Origin of the sequence: Idiomarina sp. 28-8, from assembly GCF_000320945.2 — a bacterium.
In the GTDB taxonomy this organism is placed as follows: domain Bacteria; phylum Pseudomonadota; class Gammaproteobacteria; order Enterobacterales; family Alteromonadaceae; genus Idiomarina; species Idiomarina loihiensis.
Genome location: NZ_DF266792.1, coordinates 128,019 through 145,490, shown reverse-complemented (window position 1 = coordinate 145,490; position 17,472 = coordinate 128,019). Strand labels below are relative to the sequence as shown.

Here is a 17,472-nt window from a genome sequence, read left to right as displayed (position 1 = left end):
TCTCTCTAAATTAGGGCTTATAAACCGATACGTTGTTATAGCCATTTTCGTGCAATAACAAAGCCTGCATCCGGCTCATAATGCCTTGATCACAGTACAGCAAGTATTCCCGGCTTTGATCCAGTTCAGCAAACTGTGAGGCTAATTTGAAAAATGGAATTTCAATAACCTCAACTTCTACTGACAAGGGTGCTGCTTCAATTTCTTCATCGTTTCGAATATCTATGATGGTTGTGTCGCTACTGAGTTCCGTTGTGGTATCCGGCAGTGCCAGTTCTGCGTCTGTTTGCGTCGCTATATCCTGCATGCTCAGTACGTTTGACGCCCGTACCACCTGATCCAGTAAATCTTTGTTAAGCTTTGCTTCTTCGGCTTCGATAACCGCCGGAATGGCTTTAACTGTGGGCTTATTAGAAATAACACCACAATATTCAGGAATGGATTTAGCCAATGGTTCGGTACCAATGCGCTTTGCTTCATCCACAATTTCCTGTTTGTCTTTGGTTATTAGCGGGCGTAAAACCAACGCTGACGTAGCCTGATCAATTACCCTCAGGTTAGACAGAGTCTGACTGGATACCTGCCCCATAGCTTCACCGGTTACCAACGCCTGCGCTTTTACATAACGAGCGACTTTATCCGCAGCCCTTAGCATTTGCCGTTTTAACACCACGCCCATCTGACCGTTATCCACGTTTGTCAGAATGTCGTCAACAATAGGGGCAAAATCAACACTAATAAATTTAATGGGGTGCGACGAACTGTATCGCTTCCACAAATAATAGGCTATTTGACGCACTGCGACTTCATGGGCGTCACCGCCTAAATTAAAAAAGCAAAAGTGAGTTCGCGCACCGCGCCGGATAAAATCATAGGTTGCAACGCCGGAATCAAAGCCACCACTTAACAATGACAGTACGGTTTCCTGAGTCGGAATAGGAAAACCACCTAAGCCATTCACTCGTTCTCCAACCAAATGAACAATCTGATTAGTAATTTGCAGCGCAATGTCCAGGTCCGGATTAGATAGGTTTACAGAAGTATCCGGAACACGTTCCAGCAAATAACCGCCGACGTAACGTTCTAGCTGTTGTGAGCTGAATTCGTGATTACCTTTGCGCTTAACCCGCATAGCAAAGCTTTTACCCGGCAAACGCTTTAACCAGTGCTCACCAACCAGTTCGGCAACCGCATCAAAATCGGTTAATGGCTGTTCTATAACTTCGGCAAACCAGGAAATACCGGGGGTGTTTTGCAGAATCTCTTTGATTTCACTACGTACCTGAGAGTCGTCGCCATCAGCAGAAACTTCGATGCGATCCCATAGCCACTTGACGTATACCGAGTCGTCAACCGGAGCCAGTATTTTACGCAGGTTATTAGTCAGTACTTTACCGTAACGCTTACGAACAGAACGGCTTTTAATGGTAATTTCAGCGTGCAGGCGAACAACAAACTTCATAGCAAAATCGTCAAGTCTTTAGGAAAGTGGGCAATTATACGTGTCATGCCCGGCAGAAACCAGCGCTCAGTCGATAACATCAACCGGGTCAGATTCTGCCGCTTTACCTTGCATGACGGATATTTCAACACGACGGTTTCGCTTGCGGTTTTCTTCCGAGTTATTCGGCACCAATGGCTTAGTATCGGAATAGCCCATAACCACCAGACGGTCTTCGCTAAAGTCGTCTACTTTCAGCATTTCTTCCGCAACCGCAACCGCCCGCTTACTGGAGAGATCCCAGTCTGATGAGTAGATTTCCGATACCAGCTTTTCATTATCACTATGGCCAGAAATAGTGACCTCACCCGGAATATCTTTCAGTGCCCCGGCGACCTGCTGAATAATAGGCCGGAACTGCGGCTGTAAAAATGCCGAGCCTTCAGGAAATGAGCCTTGTTCACGTATGCGAATGATAATTTGTTGACCGTGCTGCTCAAGCTCAATAGTACCGGCTTTAATCTCATTCTCAAGCTGCTGCTCGATACGACGCATAAGCTCCTTAGATACCTGCGTCATAGCCTCAGTGTTTTCCGCTTCTGCCTCTTTTTCGTCATCCGCGCTGTCGGACTCCTGACCGCCCCGCTCAGTTTGCTGACCACCGGCAAAGTCGGATTCACCTTCCTGGAACTCGAGCATCTGCTGCGTCATTTCCACGGTCTGCTGCTGGATAGTTTCAATGGGCGTTGGCTCTGGCCGCCCGGGACGGAACTCCTGAGCGATAACACTGGTACCCTTAGGAATGTCTTTCACTTCAATTTTATTCTGCACGCCTAAAGCGTACTTCATTGAACCGGCTATTTGCTTAAACTTCAGCACGTCCATTTCCGAGAAAGCCAACAAGAGCACGAAGAAGCACATGAGCAAAGTCATGAGATCGGCAAAGGTTGCCATCCACATGGGCAATCCCGGGGGCGGACAGTTGCAGTCCTCTTCTTCTTCGTCTCTGACTTTCTCTGAGGCCATAACTACTCGTCCTCATCCTCGTTACCAATACGCTTAGATTCAGCTAAGTAATTACGTAAAATACCTTCAATGACACGAGGGTTCTGACCATCCTGAATACCTAAAATGGCATCCAGTATCAGTTGCCGGTTCAGCTTTTCCTGTTCGGCCCGTAGCAATAACTTATTAGCAATAGGAATGGCAATAACGTTGGCTAAAAAGGCACCATAAAGCGTTGTTAACAAAGCAACGGCCATAGCTGGTCCTATCGCCTTCGGGTCATCCATATTAGACAGCATAGCAACCAGGCCAATCAGGGTACCAATCATACCCATAGCCGGTGCTACATCGCTCAGTATTTTAAATACCCGGGCGCCCTCTTCATGGCGGGCAAAGCTCATTTTTATGTCTTTAGACAAGGTTTGGCGGACAACTTCGGCATCGTGACCGTCAACCAGCATGTCTACGCCTTTGCGAAAAAATTTGTTCGGAATTTCCGCTTCTTCAAGTGCCAGGAAACCACCTTTACGCGCAGAGTCTGCCATTTCAACAGCAGTGTCGATAAGCTCTTGCGGGTGTTCAATTTTAAAGAAAAACGCCTTAACAACCACTTTCCCCGTACCCAGAAACTGGCTTAGAGAAAAGTTCGCTAAGGTTATAAATAATGAACCGCCGAATACGATAAAGAATGAGCGAGTATCTAAAAACAGACCAATATCCCCACCCAGAACCATAGCAACAATGACAAAGCCAACGGCACCGATAATTCCTACGAGCGTTGCTATATCCACTCAGCCTTCCTCCCCGATTTGAGTTTTCATTTATGCTGCTGTGCTCATTCTTAAACAATCGCGTCGCGCTTACAAGCGACATCTGTTCATCTTACACAGGAATAATGAGATCATCGGCTGACATTCCGGATTCTTTATCGGATAATTAACTTTCATTCTATTAGCAATGCGGCTCATCACAGATATTAAGGCAGACTCAGCTATGGCAGACGAACAGAAACAGCAATCCTTTGAACAGGCTCTGGAGCAGTTAGAACAGCTGGTTAATGAACTGGAACAAGGCGACTTACCGCTTGAGCAATCGCTGAAGAAATTCGAACAAGCCATTGCCTTATCACGTTCCAGCCAGCAGCAGTTGCAGCAAGCCGAGCAAAAAGTGACAACCTTGCTGGCCGAGCAGCAATCTGAAACTGATGAAAGCAATGGAGAACTGATGTGACGATTAACTCGTTAACAGCAGCAACACGAGAACAAGTCGATACCTTCTTAAAGCAAACGCTTGCGCAGTTAACCCTGAATTCGCGTCTGAATCAGGCCATGCAGCACGGTGTGTTAATGGGCGGAAAACGTATTCGCCCTTACCTGCTGATGACTGTTGCCGATATTTGTGGCGCTAATAAAAACGATGCTCTTAGAGCCGCCGCATCAGTGGAATTAATACACGCGTATTCGTTAATTCACGACGACTTGCCAGCAATGGATGACGACGACTTGCGCCGTGGTCAGCCGACTTGCCACATTGCTTACGACGAAGCGACAGCCATTTTAGCCGGAGATGCGCTACAGACACTGGCTTTTGAAGTCTTAACCGAAAACCGTATGGAACAATTGCCCAGTGAACGACAGCTGCAATTGGTTCAGGTACTGGCTAAAGCCAGCGGTGCCCGCGGAATGTGTGCAGGTCAGGCAATAGATTTACAGGCGACAGCTAAAATCCTCACTGAAGACGCTCTGGAGCAAATGCATTTAAGTAAAACCGGCGCGTTGATAACAGCCGCCGCCACTATGGGTGTGTTGTGCGGTAATAACAATTCACAACAATGGCGGAAAAAGTTTGAGCAGTTCGCTCATTACCTGGGGCTGGCATTTCAAGTACAGGATGATATCCTCGACGTAACAGGTAACACTGAAGCTCTGGGCAAACCTCAGGGTTCAGATACCGCGTCTGAGAAGTCAACTTACGTGCGTTTGCTTGGGATAGAAGGTGCTCAGCAACGCCTGCAAAACTTACACCATAAAGCACTACAGTCGTTAAGCGATATCCCTTACAATACAGACAGACTTGAACAATTTTCCGACTTGCTGTTAAAGCGGGACCACTAACTGAATGACTCAACAATATCCGTTACTTGATAAAATTAACTCCCCCGCTGACCTGCGCCGTTTACCACGAACGCAATTGCCGGACCTGTGCGCAGAAATTAGACAGTTTTTATTGACCTCAGTGAGCCAAAGCAGCGGCCACCTCGCGTCAGGTTTAGGCACCGTAGAGCTGACGGTTGCCCTGCATTATGTGTATCACACACCAGAGGATAAGCTGGTTTGGGACGTTGGCCATCAGGCTTACCCACATAAAATTCTGACCGGGCGTAAACAACGGTTGCACTCTATTCGTCAAAAAGACGGGCTTCACCCGTTCCCCTGGCGCGAAGAAAGTGAATACGATGTGCTCTCAGTCGGGCATTCAAGTACGTCTATATCAGCAGCTTTAGGAATGGCGGTCGCCGCACAAAGACAAAGCCTGCGACAGAAAGTCGTCTCTATTATCGGTGACGGTGCAATGACCGCAGGTATGGCATTTGAAGCCATGAATCATGCGGGTGATATAAAACCGGATATGCTGGTCGTGCTGAACGACAATGACATGTCTATTTCAGAAAACGTTGGCGCTCTGAACCATCATTTTGCCCGCTTATTGTCAGGTCGTTTTTATACCTCTTTACGGGAAGGCAGCAAAAAATTACTCAGCCCGCTCCCTCATATTCGCCATTTTGCCAGCCGTGCCGAAGAGCACATGAAGGGCATGATGGCGCCGGGAACTATTTTCGAAGAGCTGGGGTTCAATTACATAGGTCCGATAGACGGCCATGATGTCGATACTCTGGTCGACACGTTATCGAACATGCGCAGTTTAGGCGGCCCGCAATTGCTGCACATTGTGACGCAAAAAGGCAAAGGTTACCGACCTGCAGAAAAAGATCCTATTGGTTACCATGGCGTGCCAAAGTTTGATCCCAAAGAGTCCAGCCTGCCTGAGAAAGCACCGGGTATTCCCAGCTATTCTGAAATTTTTGGCCAATGGCTGTGCGATACCGCAAGTAATGACAAGTCACTTATGGCCATAACACCGGCTATGCGTGAAGGCTCTGGTATGGTGACCTTCTCACAGCAATATCCACAACAGTACTTTGACGTGGCTATAGCTGAGCAGCACAGTGTGACTTACGCAGCGGGCCTGGCTATTTCAGGACTGAAACCAGTTGTCGCCATTTACTCCACCTTTTTACAGCGTGGTTATGATCAACTCATTCACGATGTCGCCCTGCAAAACCTTGATGTGCTTTTTGCCATTGACCGTGCCGGCATTGTCGGTGCTGACGGCCCCACTCATCAGGGCGCTTTTGACTTAAGTTACCTTCGTTGCATACCTAATATGGTGGTAATGGCTCCCAGTAATGAACAAGAGTGTCTGGACATGCTAACCACAGGATATCAGTACAAAGGTCCGGCAGCGGTTCGTTACCCCCGTGGAGCGGGTGTTGGTCTGGAGCTTCGTCAGGGTAAAGTTATTGATATAGGAAAAGCTCAAACCCTTACTCAGGGGCAGAATATTGCTTTCCTTAATTTTGGTACCCTGCTGCCTGAAGTGGAAGCAGCGGCAGCCAAATTTAATGCCAGCGTTGTCGATATGCGTTTCGTAAAACCTCTGGACACCGCTTGTCTGGACCAGTTAATGACAACCCATTCGGTACTGGTAACCGTAGAAGAAAACGTCATAGCAGGCGGCGCAGGCAGTGCAGTGAGCGAATACATAGCCCAACACAAAGCAAGCCCGCAAGTGTTAACAATAGGCTTACCGGACGAGTTTATTAAACATGGTTCGCAAGGTGAAGTTCGTGCCGAACTGGGTCTGGATGCCGCAGGTATTGAGCGGCAGGTGAATGACTTTATTAAGAAAAGCTGAAGTATGACAAGGTCAGGTTTGCTTTAGCCCAGCAGACCTGACAACCACCAACCTAAATGCAGTAATACTGCCGAGAAAATCCCCGCCAGCACGTCATCCATCATAATACCGTTGCCGCCGCTCAGTTTCTTATCTGCCCAGCCAATTGGCCCGGGTTTCCAGATATCAAAGATGCGGAACAACACAAAGGCCGCCAGCAACCAAAAAGGCTCTACAGGCAGTGCGAACATGGCAACGGCATAGCCAACTATCTCATCCCAGACAATTGATGGATGATCATGGGCTCCCATGGCCTTAGCGGTATACTGACATATCCAAATACCGGCCAGCGTCATTACCACCAGTGCCAGCAGATATTCCCACCAGTTAAGTTGAGCTAACAGAAAGACAACCGGAATACCAATAAGGGTTCCAAAGGTACCGGGAGCTTTAGGAGCCAGACCTGAGCCAAAGCCTAACGCAAGCCAGTGTATGGGGTTAAACCATGAAAGTTTCGCATGAGACATGGGCTTGCGGCTCCTTAAGCGTCTTATTTAGTAGCTTCGTTCTGTGGAAAATGATTAAAGCTGCTATAACCTTCAGCCAGCAACCAGTCTTCACCATTATAGCGCAGCTGAATGTCACCGGACTCACCGTTCGCTACACGACCAATACACACAGGCCGGGTCTTAAGATGCGTGGTTAAGGTTTCCATACGCCCCCGATGTTCCTCGGGCAAGGTAAAGCAAAGCTCGTAGTCATCTCCGGCAGTCAAAGCCAAAGCCAGTGCGTCATCCACCTTAAGTGTTTCGGTTAACGCCAGTGACAGTGGCAGCTTTTCCAGTTCCAGTTGCGCCTGAGTGCCAGCTTCTGTCATTAAGTGTCTTAAATCGGCCAGCAGACCGTCAGAAACATCAATGCAGGAACTTGCGACGCCCCGCAGACTTTGGCCTAAAGCAACTCTGGGGGTGGGATAATGCAAGCGTTCTATTACCTGCTGCAAATGCCGACCGGTTGTGCTGACTTTATTTTGTGTAACCTGCAAGCCTAAACCCGCATCACCTAAAGAGCCACTGACATAAATCCAGTCGCCCGCTTTTGCGCCGGAACGCGGTATCGCGCTACCCGAAGGCAGTTGTCCGTGAGCCGTAATGGTTATTGTCAGCGGGCCTTTGGTTGTGTCACCACCAATTAACTGACAATCGTAATAACTGCAAATTTCATCCAGGCCACCACTAAATTCCTGTAGCCAGTCTTCATCCATACGCGGAAGCGTCAAAGCCAGATTAATCCAGCATGGCTGGGCGCCCATGGCGGCTAAGTCGCTTAAATTCACAGCAACACTTTTATGACCAATAGCACGGGGTGGCGTGGTCATATCAAAATGCACACCTTCTACCAGTGTATCGGTAACAATGACCAGGTCATGCTCAGGCATTGGTCGGACAACGGCACCGTCGTCTCCAATGCCCATAGCAACATCGCCCCGTTTTGCGGAGCGATGAGTGAAGTATTCATTAATAAGCGAAAATTCATCGCGGGGCATAAGTTACTGCCTGGTTGGGCGGAATGTGTCTACTGCTTTATCGAGTACGCCGTTGACAAAACGATGGCTTTCATCGGCACCGAAAGATTTAGCCAGCTCTATCGCTTCGTTAATAGCGACTTTGTATGGCACATCAACGCGCTCACGCAACTCGTAAGCTGCCAGCCTTAAAACGGCCAGTTCAATGGGGTCGAGCTCTTTAATCGGCCTGTCTAAAAACGGTGCCAGCGCTTCGTCCAGTGTCCGGTAATGCCCGCCAACACCACGCACTAACTCTAAAAAGTAGTCAACGTCCACTTTGCTGGTGTCATTTTCCGTTAAAAATTGAGCCTCAATATCGCTAAAGCTGTTCTGCGATAGCTGCCATGAGTAAATTGCTTGCACGGCCAACTTGCGGGCCTTTCTTCTTGCTGCGGGTTTCATTTGAAGTATCTCAGAGTTGTTTCAGTACATTGACCATTTCAAGCGCGCTTAATGCGGCTTCCGAGCCTTTATTTCCGGCTTTAGAACCACTGCGCTCAATGGCTTGTTCCAGCGTATCTGTGGTAATAACACCAAATGCGACAGGTAAATCAAACTCGGTCGCAACCCGGCCTAAACCGCTATTACATTCACCGGCAACAAACTCGAAGTGTGGTGTGCCACCGCGAATAACCGCACCGACCGCAATAATTGCGTCGTATTTACCAGAGCTGGCCAGACGTTTCGCTGTTACCGGCATTTCATAAGCGCCGGGAACACGCACAACAGTTATATCGTCGTCCGCGACTTCACCATAATGCTTTAATGTCTGCACAGCACCGTCTAATAAGCTTTCAACCATAAAATGGTTAAAGCGAGAAACGATAATGGCAAACTTTTTACCAGCCGCGTTTATTCCACCTTCAATTACCTGCATGAGTTTTCCTTATTAACCGTTCGTTAATTGCGCGCGATCATAGCACAATGTGGGGCTATTTGCGTGAAATTGAGTAGGAGAAATACCTTTCTTCAGCATCTAAATCACGACCCAGCGAGCGGGCACTGCTACTTTCCAGTAGTTGCAAAGCGGTTTCGTTATTTTCTGATACCGGAAACAACACTTGGCGCCAGGGCCAACTTGCTTCCAGCCAGTCTTTTAAAAGCACAAAAAAATCATTGTGCAAGTTATCGCCAATGGCCGACTCTAAAAGCCACCAACTGACCTCCGCATTATAGGAATTACGTGAAATGCCATTCTTTTCTTGTCTACTGGCAGCCACCGGTACCATATAAACGGCACCAATAATGGACTTATCTTCCTTATCAATCACCAAATAAGTAAAAGCTGTTTGCGCTTTTGCCTGCTCAAGATGGTAATTCACCATGGTTTCGTTTTGCTGAGGGGTGCTTTTTTCTGACGGCCAGGACCAACCCAGGCGTTCATAAAGCCACCTCTGCGAGGTCATATAGCTGTGAAAAAAGCGGTCGGCATCGGAACGTTCAATGGGGCGAATAATTAAGCTGTTACCCTCGGCATATTCAGGAACAGCCCATTCTTTTTGCCAGAAGTCTGCCGCTACTGCCGCATTAAATAACGACAGTACTGACAGGAGAAGAAAACTCCGAAGAAGCATTCTCAACACGCTTCTCCATGCTTACCCTGCGCGTGCTCGAAATAAGATTTAACCCGCGCAAGCTCTTTTTCCAGTTCATCGCCAATCATTAACGCCGGGCCTATATCGATAGCTTTACGCGCATAATCAAAAGCAATAGGAACAACAGGGACACGAGCTTGCTGTGCCATGTGTAAAAAGCCTTTCTTCCACTCTTTAACCCGCTTTCTTGTGCCTTCGGGAGTTATCACTAAAATCAGTTCGTTCTTTTCCCGAAACTCTTTCACCATGTTGCCAACAACGCCATTCGCGCTACTTCTGTCTATAGGAAGTCCGCCCAGCTTGGTTAACAAACCTTTCAGCGGAAAACGGAACAGACTGCTCTTAGCTAAATAATTCAGCTTCAAACCCATAGCTAACATGACGCAGGCTCCAACCGGGAAATCCCAGTTAGATGTGTGCGGCGCAACCGGAAGAATCGCTTTTCTTACGTGAGGCATTTCACCATTAATTTTCCAGCCGCCCAATACACGTAAGCCAAAACGGCCTACCCAACGTAAAAAGCGGTTCTGGGTAACAGGAAATTCGCCTTTAACAAATTCCGGTATTACTTGTTTATCGGTCATAAAATTACTGTAGTACCTGTCTTATTTCGCGTAACTTTTCTTTCACTCGCTGAATATTTTCAGGGCCCATGCGCAGTAATTGCTTTTGCGCTGCCGGTAATGATTCATAAGAGTCGTTAGCGAAAGTATACATAACGCTGTCATCTTCTACCTGAACCAGCCCTTCTGGCACCGGCGTTTCAAGTATGACATTAATGGCTTCCAGCAAGGTGTCGTCAAAATCTGACTCTGGATAGCCAATTTCTGCGTAAGCTTCCTGCACTAATGGCTTAAATAATTCATAGTTTTCAGCCAGTGCATCAGGCTCCAGGCTCACAAACCAGTCGACTAAAGCGTCGTATCGGCGGTAGCTGCTTTCGTCAATATAGAGTTCACCATCAACCTCCAACACACTAAAACGGCCATCGGGACGCTGCACAATAGTGCGTTCACGAACAATGCTGCCGTTGCTGATATTGTCCATTAGTACAACTGCGTCACGAATAATTTGAGAGCTTTTTAATGGACGAATGTTAACGTCGGTTGAATCAAGATTCTGAAGCACCGTTGGTGTGCTGTTATCCAGTTCCGGTAAAGCAATAGGTTCTGGCTCAGGTTCAGCCTCCTCTTGTTCCGGTTCAGATTCAGGTTCGGTTGGAACCGGTTCTGGCTCAATTTCAGGCTCAGGTTCTTCATACTCTTGTTCATAACCCTCAACCTGAACTTCCGTTGACTGCTGTTGATCAACCTCTACTGTTTCGGTTTGTTGCTTCTTGTCGTCAGAAGCCGGCAGCCACCACCATATTATGGCAGCGATAACCGCCAGCACAATAAGCGTAACAACAATCCAAGTCGTTTTGCGACTTGCTTCTTCTGTTGCCGTTGATGTTTCAACCTGGTCGTCACTCATTGTGCGCTCCTTTATTTTTGCTCAGCACGACAAAAAACCAATTGTTTATCGCTGGACATAGCCTCATTGAAACTATAGCCATTTGCATCAAATTCTTTTAGATCAGACACGGATTTTGGCTTTTGGTTCAGGATAAATCGTGCCATTAATCCCCGCGCCTTCTTGGCATAAAAGCTGATGACTTTATATTGACCATTTTTTTCATCTTTAAACACGGGTGTAATAATATCCGCATTTAATGCTTTTGGCTTAACCGCCGAGAAATACTCATTAGAAGCTAAATTCACTAAAGTTGAACTACCCAGCTCAGCCAGGTCGTCATTTAGCATCTGCGTAATAGTATCGCCCCAGTATTCATACAGGTTTTTGCCTTTAGGGTTATCCAGCTTGCTACCCATTTCCAGTCGGTACGGCTGCATCAAATCCAGGGGACGTAAAACACCATAAAGACCAGACAAAATCCGCAACTGCTTTTGTGCCGTATCAATAGCCTCTGAATTCAGGCTGGCAGCCTCTAAGCCGGTATAGACATCACCGTTAAATGCATACATAGCCGGACGTGCATTGTCTTCATTAAAAGGCCGTTGCCACTGCTCAAATCGAGCAGCATTCAAACCTGCCAGTTTATCGCTAATTTTCATTAGCGACCCCAGTTGTTGCGGGCTTAATTGCCGACAAACCTCAACCAGTTCTTCGGCGTTATCCAGCAACCGTGGCTGCGTCACATTCAGTTCCGGCAAGTCACTTTCGTAATCCAGGTTTTTAGCAGGTGAAACAACGGCCAACATGTCTATGCACTCCATTCAAATTATACCGTAAGACTAGTTCAGCGGATCTTGATCCGCGCCTTCTTTTTCCACTTCTGGTGGCATTAAGTCTTCACGGCTCACACCAAACTTCAGTGCGACTGTACTGGCAATATAAATGGATGAATAGGTACCAATAACCACACCAAATAATAACGCCGTAGCAAAACCATGAATTAATGGTCCACCAAGGAAGAATAAGGTCAATAACACCAGTATCGTTGTCAACGAGGTCACTATTGTACGGCTTAAGGTATCGGTTAGTGCCCGGTTAACGGTTTGAATTGGCGTTAACTTAGCAAACTTACGGAAGGTTTCCCGAATACGGTCACAAACCACCACCGTATCGTTAATTGAATAACCAATAACCGCCAGTAAAGCTGCCAGAACCGTTAAATCAAACTCTAACTGCAATATAGAGAATAGTCCCAACGTTAAAATGACATCGTGCGCTAGTGCTGCTACAGCACCCACGGCTAAACGCCACTCAAAACGCATTGCAATGTAGAGCAAAATACAAATAAGAGCGGTTAGCATAGCCAGCCCGCCTTGCTCGATAAATTCGTCGCCAACATTCGGGCCAACAAACTCAATGCGGCGCATTTCAACGGTCTGATCAAACTCGGTACGCAACGACTCGAGTATTGTAGTACCCAGTTGTTCAGCTTTAACCCCTTCACGAGGCTCAAGGCGAATCAGTATATCTTCCTGCGAGCCGTAGTTCTGTACTACAGCGTCACCGAAATCACTTTCATCCAATGCACCACGAACACGACTTAAATCGGCCGCGCTTTCAAAACCAACCTCAAGCAAGGTTCCGCCAGTAAAATCCAACCCAAAATTGAGCTTGTTGACTGACAACGAAACTATGGACGCCACCACCAGTAATGCACTGATAAGGCCCATAATTCCGCGGAAGCGCATGAAGGGAAGTCGTTCATCAGTTTTTATAATCTCTTGCATGGCTCCCCCTAAATAGACAGTTTAGACAGCTTTTTGCCGCCCCAAACTGAGTTAACAATGGCACGGGTTCCAACTATCGCGGTAAACATGGACGTTATAATTCCGATAGCAAGAGTGATAGCAAAGCCTTTAATAGGGCCGTTACCAATAGCGAACAAGATAAGCGCTGCAATCAGCGTTGTTACGTTCGCGTCGGCAATGGTCGACAAGGCGCTGTCGTAACCGTGATGAATTGCCTGTTGAGGGCTTCGTTTTGCTTTTATTTCTTCGCGTATACGCTCAAAAATAAGTACGTTAGCATCTACTGCCATGCCAACCGTCAGTACAATACCTGCCATACCCGGTAAGGTCAGTGTGGCTCCCGGAATCATCGACATAACACCAATAATAAGAACCAGGTTTGCTGCCAGAGCACAGTTCGCAACCAGACCAAACTTCTTGTAGTACAACAACATAAAGGCCAGAACTAACACAAAGCCCCAGAAAATTGCCTGAGTACCAGAATCAATGTTCTGCTGACCTAAGCTTGGACCTACAGTGCGCTCTTCGACAATTTGAATCGGCGCGATAAGTGCACCGGCGCGTAATAACAACGCCAAGTTCTGAGCTTCGTTTGCGCCTACTCCGGTAATACGGAAGTTGCTGCCCAAACGAGACTGAATTGTTGCTACGTTAATAACTTCCGCGTTCTTAGTGAACTGTAAGTTACCTTCTTCATCGCGCTCGTCTGTGGCTTTATATTCAATAAAGACGGTAGCCATAGGCTGACCAACATTGTCTTTAGTCGATAAAGACATCTTGTTACCGCCAGCGCCATCCAGGGTGATGTTAACCTGCGGGCGGTTATATTCGTCATAACCGACTCCCGCGTTAACGATATGGTCACCTGTCAGAATAACGTCTTCTTTCAACAATTGATCCGGACCGTCACGCATTGGCATGAGTTCGCTGCCAAAAGGAACACGACCGTTCTGTGCGTCACGCACATCGTTCTCGGAATCAACCATACGGAACTCCAGCGTTGCTGTAGCCCCTAAAATCTCTTTCGCCCGTGCTGTATCCTGTACGCCCGGCAGTTCTACCACAATGCGGTTTGAACCCTGACGCTGAATAAGCGGCTCGGCAACACCCAGCTCGTTAACCCGGTTACGCATAATGGTAATATTCTGAGATACCGCGTAATCGCGTGTTTCAGCAAGCTTCTGATCGCTCATCTGCAGTTGCAGCAGTTGGTTTTCATCGTCTTCCAGAAGTGTATAGCCCTGATAACGGCCATCCAGATACTCGGCAGCTTCCGCGTAAGCTTCTTCATTACGAAGTTCAATTTCAACCGTGGTGTCATTAACGCGAACAGCACTGTAACGAATGCGCTCTTCACGCAGTTCGGCACGAATCGTGTCCTTCATACCATCGACTATTTTACGGACGGCTTCGTCCATGTCGATTTCCATTAAGAAGTGTACACCGCCACGTAAATCCAGCCCCAACTTCATTGGCTGAGCACCAACACTTTTCAACCACTCAGGAGTTGCAGGAGCAAGGTTCAAAGCGACAATGTAATTATCACCTAAACTCTCCAGGATGCTCTCCCGGGCTTTTAACTGCTCATCATCGGAGTTCAGTCGAACTAAGAGTTGCTCTTCTTCTAAAGCAATGCTTTTAGCTTGTATGCCAACGTTTTCCAGACTGCTCTTCACGCGATCCATGGTGCTGGTATCGATGGTCGCATTTCGGTTTGCGGAAATTTGAACTGCTGGATCTTCGCCGTAAATGTTTGGCAGCGCATAAAGCGCTGCCATCAATACGACAAAAATAACCAGCAGGTTTTTCCACAACGGGTATTTATTTAACACGTCGTGCCCCTGTTTCTAATGTCAGAGATTAGAGAGACTTCATTGTTCCTTTCGGAAGAACGGAAGTCACAGAACCTTTCTGAATGGTTACTTCAAGCTCGTCAGTCAAAGCAATAACAAGAAAGTCTTTGTCTTCGCTTACTTTAGTGATTTTACCGACCAAACCACCTTGAGTCAGCACTTCGTCGCCTTTGCTCAAAGCACCCATCAGCTCTTTATGCTGTTTGACACGCTTCGCCTGTGGACGATAAATCATGAAGTAAAAAATTAACGCAAACATGACCAGCATGAAAATCAATTCCATACCGCCACTGCTTTGTCCGCCGGCGTCTTGCGCGTATGCTGAGCTAATAAAAAAGTCCATAAAATTCCCTCAGTTAATTTAAATTTATTATTAAATTTCGGATAACCATCTCACGATATGGGGACAGTTACTCCAGAATGCAATTCAGTTTTTCTAAGGTCGCTATACTATCAGAAAGTTTAACGGCGCTCAGTATTATCAAATATCATATCCCAAACTTTTAAGCCTGCGCCGTAAACCTATTTGAGACACCTGCAAATCCCACATCATTTTTTCGGTATCAGAGCGGTTCTGCTCATAACTTTTTTTAATCTCTTCTTCCGACAAATCCTGCGCTGTACGAACCCCTTCAAAGCGCTGAATAAGCTGATATACCGATGCCCGGGAGATACCCAAAGTTTTTGCTGTTGCCTGCAGCTCAAACCGACAGCTGCGCAGTGTTTCCAGTAGCTCATCTCGACTAATACTGTTGGGTTTGCGATGAACACTGGTTTCATCTTCCCAGTGACCGGGGTTACTCGGCTTTAGCATAGATAAAAGTTGCGGATCGAGGTGCAGTTGCTCTTGCTCACGGCTATCAATAACGACCTGACGCGCTACATTTCGCAATTGTCGTACATTCCCAGGCCAATGAAAGGTCAGCAGCTGACTCATCAATTCCCCAGGAATTTTGACGTCATGAGAGCGGTCAGCGTAAAGCTTGCGCCACTGCTCACGTACAAAGTAGTCGAATAATAAACCGATATCTTCACGACGCTCGGTTAATGGCGGAATGAACAACTGATAAGCTGAAAGCTTTTCAATCAGCATGGACAGCATTGAATTTTCTTCGACGCTACTGGATTCCTGATGGCTGGTCAGCATAATACGGCAATTAATTGGCAGTGTTTCTTCTGCACCAACAGGTACAACAGACTTGCTTTGCAGCACAGTATAAAGCAAACGGTGTAGGCCCGGCGAGGCATCCTCGATATCTTCCAGCACAATAGTACCGCCACCAGCTTGTTCAAAATAGCCGGGTTGGCGGCTACCACCACGATAGCTACCAAACAATTCAGCTTCTGCAACTGCATCGTGTATTGCAGCCAGGTTTACACTAATAAAAGGCTGCTCCCGACGTTCGCTGGCCTGATGAATTGCAAAGGCGGCCTGTTGCTTCCCCACTCCGGCGGCACCTCTAATCATAACCGGTAAGTCCATCCCGGCCAGTTGGGAAACACGATCACGAATAGCTCGAATATCAGAGCTAATACCAAACAACACATCGTTATCATCTACCGAGGAATCTTGCAGTGGTAATAACTTTAAAAGTAAAACGATGCGGTGGTTTAAACCAATAACGACACCGTTATCAAGGTCGCTCTCTTTCAGAATATATTCGTCCTGAACACCGCGCCCGGCAATGGTGACCGTTGTTTTTGTGCTATGCGCCTTTAGCTTAATACGACCACCTGACTCGCGCTGAAAAATGATTGGCGAGCGGCTGATAAACTCATCAAGCAACGCTCTGCCAGCATTACCATTTTTAGCGAATTCAGGCTTGACCCTGCTTAAGTAGTCACTTCCCTGACTGTACAAATCCATTAACGCTGCGCGCTCACCAATCCGGGATCGATCAGGATGCACTGCGATCACTAACATTGGAACTCGTTGGTAGCTACTAACGAGATCATCAACTACATGTTTTGTCGTGTACTCGGTTGCACTCATTCTCGCTGATCCTTAGCCCAACAGCAGCTTTTAAATTGATGCCATCATAAAATTATGAAGTCTAAATAGCCAATCAATTTGTGCTGGGAATCAATAAAGGTTAATGACAAACTAAGTTATACCATTGCTACTTTTTGATGACTCATGGAATTAATATTTTACTGGACAGATCACGCCGGTGTCGCGGTTTTTGCGGTAGCCGGTACGTTATTAGCGTTTCGCAAAAAGATGGATGGTTTTGGCGTACTCGTTTTAGCCTCAGCGACAGCGATTGGCGGCGGTACAACGCGCGATCTTATTCTTGGATTACCGGTATTCTGGACACACGACCCAGTTTATCTATACACCATAATTATCGCCGCTCTGCTCACCATTATATGGCTGCGATTTAAAGCCTATATTCCCATGAACACACTAATGGTTGCAGATGCTATTGGTCTGGCCTTTTTCGCCACTATGGGCGCGGAAAAAACACTATCAGCCGGTTTCCCACCCTTTATCGCTATCATCATGGGCACCATATCGGCCTGTTTTGGCGGTATGTTGCGCGATGTTCTGGCGCGCGATATTCCAATGGTCTTAAAAAGTGAACTGTACGCTACCACCTGTATTATCGGCGCTACCGTTTATGTCGTGCTTGTACCCTATCAACCTTTAGTCGCATTAGCTGCGGGCATGACCTCAACTTTGCTCATTAGACTTGGAGCAATCAAGTTTAACTGGTCACTGCCCGTGTTCCGGGATCATCAGGATCATTAGCTATGTTGAGCATGTTTTGTTTCTTTAATCCGCGGGGTAACT

General features: G+C 47.1%; 19 protein-coding genes. 4 read left to right on the top strand and 15 right to left on the bottom strand.

Features of this window, described 5'->3' with window-relative positions; all coding sequences use genetic code 11:
* Positions 1–10 precede the first annotated feature (10 nt).
* The 3 genes from thiI to pomA form a co-directional block, all read right to left on the bottom strand.
* Positions 11–1,462, bottom strand: a complete 1,452-nt coding sequence (thiI, locus tag RJ32_RS10895) for a tRNA uracil 4-sulfurtransferase ThiI (protein ID WP_034822255.1) — start codon at positions 1,460–1,462, stop codon at positions 11–13.
* Between the two features lie 66 nt (positions 1,463–1,528).
* The gene (locus RJ32_RS10890; RefSeq protein WP_034822253.1) at positions 1,529–2,467 is read right to left on the bottom strand and encodes a flagellar motor protein MotB; all 939 of its coding nucleotides are present in this window, start codon (positions 2,465–2,467) and stop codon (positions 1,529–1,531) included.
* A 2-nt stretch (positions 2,468–2,469) separates the two neighbouring features.
* The gene (pomA, locus tag RJ32_RS10885) at positions 2,470–3,237 is read right to left on the bottom strand and encodes a flagellar motor protein PomA (RefSeq protein WP_034822251.1); all 768 of its coding nucleotides are present in this window, start codon (positions 3,235–3,237) and stop codon (positions 2,470–2,472) included.
* Positions 3,238–3,439: 202 nt separating this feature from the next.
* Between pomA and RJ32_RS10880 the strand changes: the two genes are divergently transcribed.
* The 3 genes from RJ32_RS10880 to dxs are packed head-to-tail and all read left to right on the top strand — an operon-like array spanning position 3,440 to position 6,421.
* Positions 3,440–3,676 (top strand): exodeoxyribonuclease VII small subunit, encoded by a 237-nt coding sequence (locus RJ32_RS10880; protein WP_034822249.1) that lies wholly within the window; start codon positions 3,440–3,442, stop codon positions 3,674–3,676.
* Positions 3,673–4,560 carry a polyprenyl synthetase family protein gene (locus tag RJ32_RS10875; RefSeq protein ID WP_034822247.1) on the top strand — a complete coding sequence of 296 codons (888 nt, stop codon included), beginning with the start codon at positions 3,673–3,675 and terminating at the stop codon, positions 4,558–4,560. Before RJ32_RS10880 ends, RJ32_RS10875 begins: the two co-directional genes overlap by 4 nt.
* A gap of 4 nt (positions 4,561–4,564) precedes the next feature.
* Entirely contained in the window at positions 4,565–6,421 is a 1,857-nt protein-coding gene (gene dxs, locus RJ32_RS10870; protein ID WP_034822245.1) for a 1-deoxy-D-xylulose-5-phosphate synthase, read from the top strand.
* Positions 6,422–6,444: 23 nt separating this feature from the next.
* Here dxs and RJ32_RS10865 read toward each other — a convergent pair whose 3' ends face one another.
* The 12 genes from RJ32_RS10865 to RJ32_RS10810 all read right to left on the bottom strand — a co-directional run bounded on the left by RJ32_RS10865 (position 6,445) and on the right by RJ32_RS10810 (position 16,671).
* Positions 6,445–6,927, bottom strand: a complete 483-nt coding sequence (locus tag RJ32_RS10865; RefSeq protein ID WP_034822243.1) for a phosphatidylglycerophosphatase A — start codon at positions 6,925–6,927, stop codon at positions 6,445–6,447.
* A 23-nt stretch (positions 6,928–6,950) separates the two neighbouring features.
* Complete coding sequence (gene thiL, locus RJ32_RS10860) at positions 6,951–7,946, bottom strand: thiamine-phosphate kinase (protein ID WP_034822241.1); 996 nt, start codon at positions 7,944–7,946, stop codon at positions 6,951–6,953.
* A 3-nt stretch (positions 7,947–7,949) separates the two neighbouring features.
* Complete coding sequence (gene nusB / locus RJ32_RS10855; RefSeq protein ID WP_034822240.1) at positions 7,950–8,369, bottom strand: transcription antitermination factor NusB; 420 nt, start codon at positions 8,367–8,369, stop codon at positions 7,950–7,952.
* Between the two features lie 10 nt (positions 8,370–8,379).
* Positions 8,380–8,844 carry a 6,7-dimethyl-8-ribityllumazine synthase gene (gene ribE, locus RJ32_RS10850; RefSeq protein WP_011235370.1) on the bottom strand — a complete coding sequence of 155 codons (465 nt, stop codon included), beginning with the start codon at positions 8,842–8,844 and terminating at the stop codon, positions 8,380–8,382.
* 55 nt (positions 8,845–8,899) lie between these two features.
* Positions 8,900–9,541 (bottom strand): GNAT family N-acetyltransferase, encoded by a 642-nt coding sequence (locus RJ32_RS10845; protein WP_235598950.1) that lies wholly within the window; start codon positions 9,539–9,541, stop codon positions 8,900–8,902.
* Positions 9,542–9,543: 2 nt separating this feature from the next.
* Positions 9,544–10,146: a 1-acyl-sn-glycerol-3-phosphate acyltransferase gene (locus RJ32_RS10840; protein ID WP_034822235.1), complete on the bottom strand. Its 603-nt coding sequence runs from the start codon at positions 10,144–10,146 to the stop codon at positions 9,544–9,546.
* A gap of 4 nt (positions 10,147–10,150) precedes the next feature.
* Positions 10,151–11,035, bottom strand: a complete 885-nt coding sequence (locus tag RJ32_RS10835; protein ID WP_034822233.1) for a DUF3014 domain-containing protein — start codon at positions 11,033–11,035, stop codon at positions 10,151–10,153.
* An 11-nt stretch (positions 11,036–11,046) separates the two neighbouring features.
* Positions 11,047–11,823 carry a peroxide stress protein YaaA gene (gene yaaA, locus RJ32_RS10830; RefSeq protein WP_034822232.1) on the bottom strand — a complete coding sequence of 259 codons (777 nt, stop codon included), beginning with the start codon at positions 11,821–11,823 and terminating at the stop codon, positions 11,047–11,049.
* Between the two features lie 33 nt (positions 11,824–11,856).
* Positions 11,857–12,804 carry a protein translocase subunit SecF gene (gene secF / locus RJ32_RS10825; RefSeq protein ID WP_034822231.1) on the bottom strand — a complete coding sequence of 316 codons (948 nt, stop codon included), beginning with the start codon at positions 12,802–12,804 and terminating at the stop codon, positions 11,857–11,859.
* Between the two features lie 8 nt (positions 12,805–12,812).
* A complete protein-coding gene (gene secD / locus RJ32_RS10820; RefSeq protein WP_034822230.1) occupies positions 12,813–14,657 on the bottom strand; it encodes a protein translocase subunit SecD in 1,845 nt (614 codons plus the stop codon).
* 28 nt (positions 14,658–14,685) lie between these two features.
* Positions 14,686–15,021: a preprotein translocase subunit YajC gene (gene yajC, locus RJ32_RS10815; protein WP_034822229.1), complete on the bottom strand. Its 336-nt coding sequence runs from the start codon at positions 15,019–15,021 to the stop codon at positions 14,686–14,688.
* A 138-nt stretch (positions 15,022–15,159) separates the two neighbouring features.
* Positions 15,160–16,671: a sigma 54-interacting transcriptional regulator gene (locus tag RJ32_RS10810; RefSeq protein WP_034822228.1), complete on the bottom strand. Its 1,512-nt coding sequence runs from the start codon at positions 16,669–16,671 to the stop codon at positions 15,160–15,162.
* 144 nt (positions 16,672–16,815) lie between these two features.
* On the opposite strand from RJ32_RS10810, the gene RJ32_RS10805 reads away from it, so the two are divergent.
* On the top strand, positions 16,816–17,430 hold the full coding sequence (locus RJ32_RS10805) for a trimeric intracellular cation channel family protein (RefSeq protein WP_034822226.1): 615 nt from the start codon (positions 16,816–16,818) through the stop codon (positions 17,428–17,430).
* The last annotated feature ends 42 nt before the right edge of the window (positions 17,431–17,472 follow it).

Excerpts from the sequence above, each read along its gene's own strand:
- yaaA (WP_034822232.1), bottom strand. The coding sequence starts at position 11,823 with ATGTTGGCCGTTGTTTCACCTGCTAAAAACCTGGATTACGAAAGTGAC.
- nusB (WP_034822240.1), bottom strand. The coding sequence starts at position 8,369 with ATGAAACCCGCAGCAAGAAGAAAGGCCCGCAAGTTGGCCGTGCAAGCA.
- secF (WP_034822231.1), bottom strand. The coding sequence starts at position 12,804 with ATGCAAGAGATTATAAAAACTGATGAACGACTTCCCTTCATGCGCTTC.
- RJ32_RS10865 (WP_034822243.1), bottom strand. The coding sequence starts at position 6,927 with ATGTCTCATGCGAAACTTTCATGGTTTAACCCCATACACTGGCTTGCG.
- RJ32_RS10880 (WP_034822249.1), top strand. The coding sequence starts at position 3,440 with ATGGCAGACGAACAGAAACAGCAATCCTTTGAACAGGCTCTGGAGCAG.
- RJ32_RS10835 (WP_034822233.1), bottom strand. The coding sequence starts at position 11,035 with ATGAGTGACGACCAGGTTGAAACATCAACGGCAACAGAAGAAGCAAGT.
- thiI (WP_034822255.1), bottom strand. The coding sequence starts at position 1,462 with ATGAAGTTTGTTGTTCGCCTGCACGCTGAAATTACCATTAAAAGCCGT.
- ribE (WP_011235370.1), bottom strand. The coding sequence starts at position 8,844 with ATGCAGGTAATTGAAGGTGGAATAAACGCGGCTGGTAAAAAGTTTGCC.
- yajC (WP_034822229.1), bottom strand. The coding sequence starts at position 15,021 with ATGGACTTTTTTATTAGCTCAGCATACGCGCAAGACGCCGGCGGACAA.
- RJ32_RS10845 (WP_235598950.1), bottom strand. The coding sequence starts at position 9,541 with ATGCTTCTTCGGAGTTTTCTTCTCCTGTCAGTACTGTCGTTATTTAAT.
- RJ32_RS10805 (WP_034822226.1), top strand. The coding sequence starts at position 16,816 with ATGGAATTAATATTTTACTGGACAGATCACGCCGGTGTCGCGGTTTTT.
- RJ32_RS10840 (WP_034822235.1), bottom strand. The coding sequence starts at position 10,146 with ATGACCGATAAACAAGTAATACCGGAATTTGTTAAAGGCGAATTTCCT.
- RJ32_RS10810 (WP_034822228.1), bottom strand. The coding sequence starts at position 16,671 with ATGAGTGCAACCGAGTACACGACAAAACATGTAGTTGATGATCTCGTT.
- dxs (WP_034822245.1), top strand. The coding sequence starts at position 4,565 with ATGACTCAACAATATCCGTTACTTGATAAAATTAACTCCCCCGCTGAC.
- RJ32_RS10890 (WP_034822253.1), bottom strand. The coding sequence starts at position 2,467 with ATGGCCTCAGAGAAAGTCAGAGACGAAGAAGAAGAGGACTGCAACTGT.
- thiL (WP_034822241.1), bottom strand. The coding sequence starts at position 7,946 with ATGCCCCGCGATGAATTTTCGCTTATTAATGAATACTTCACTCATCGC.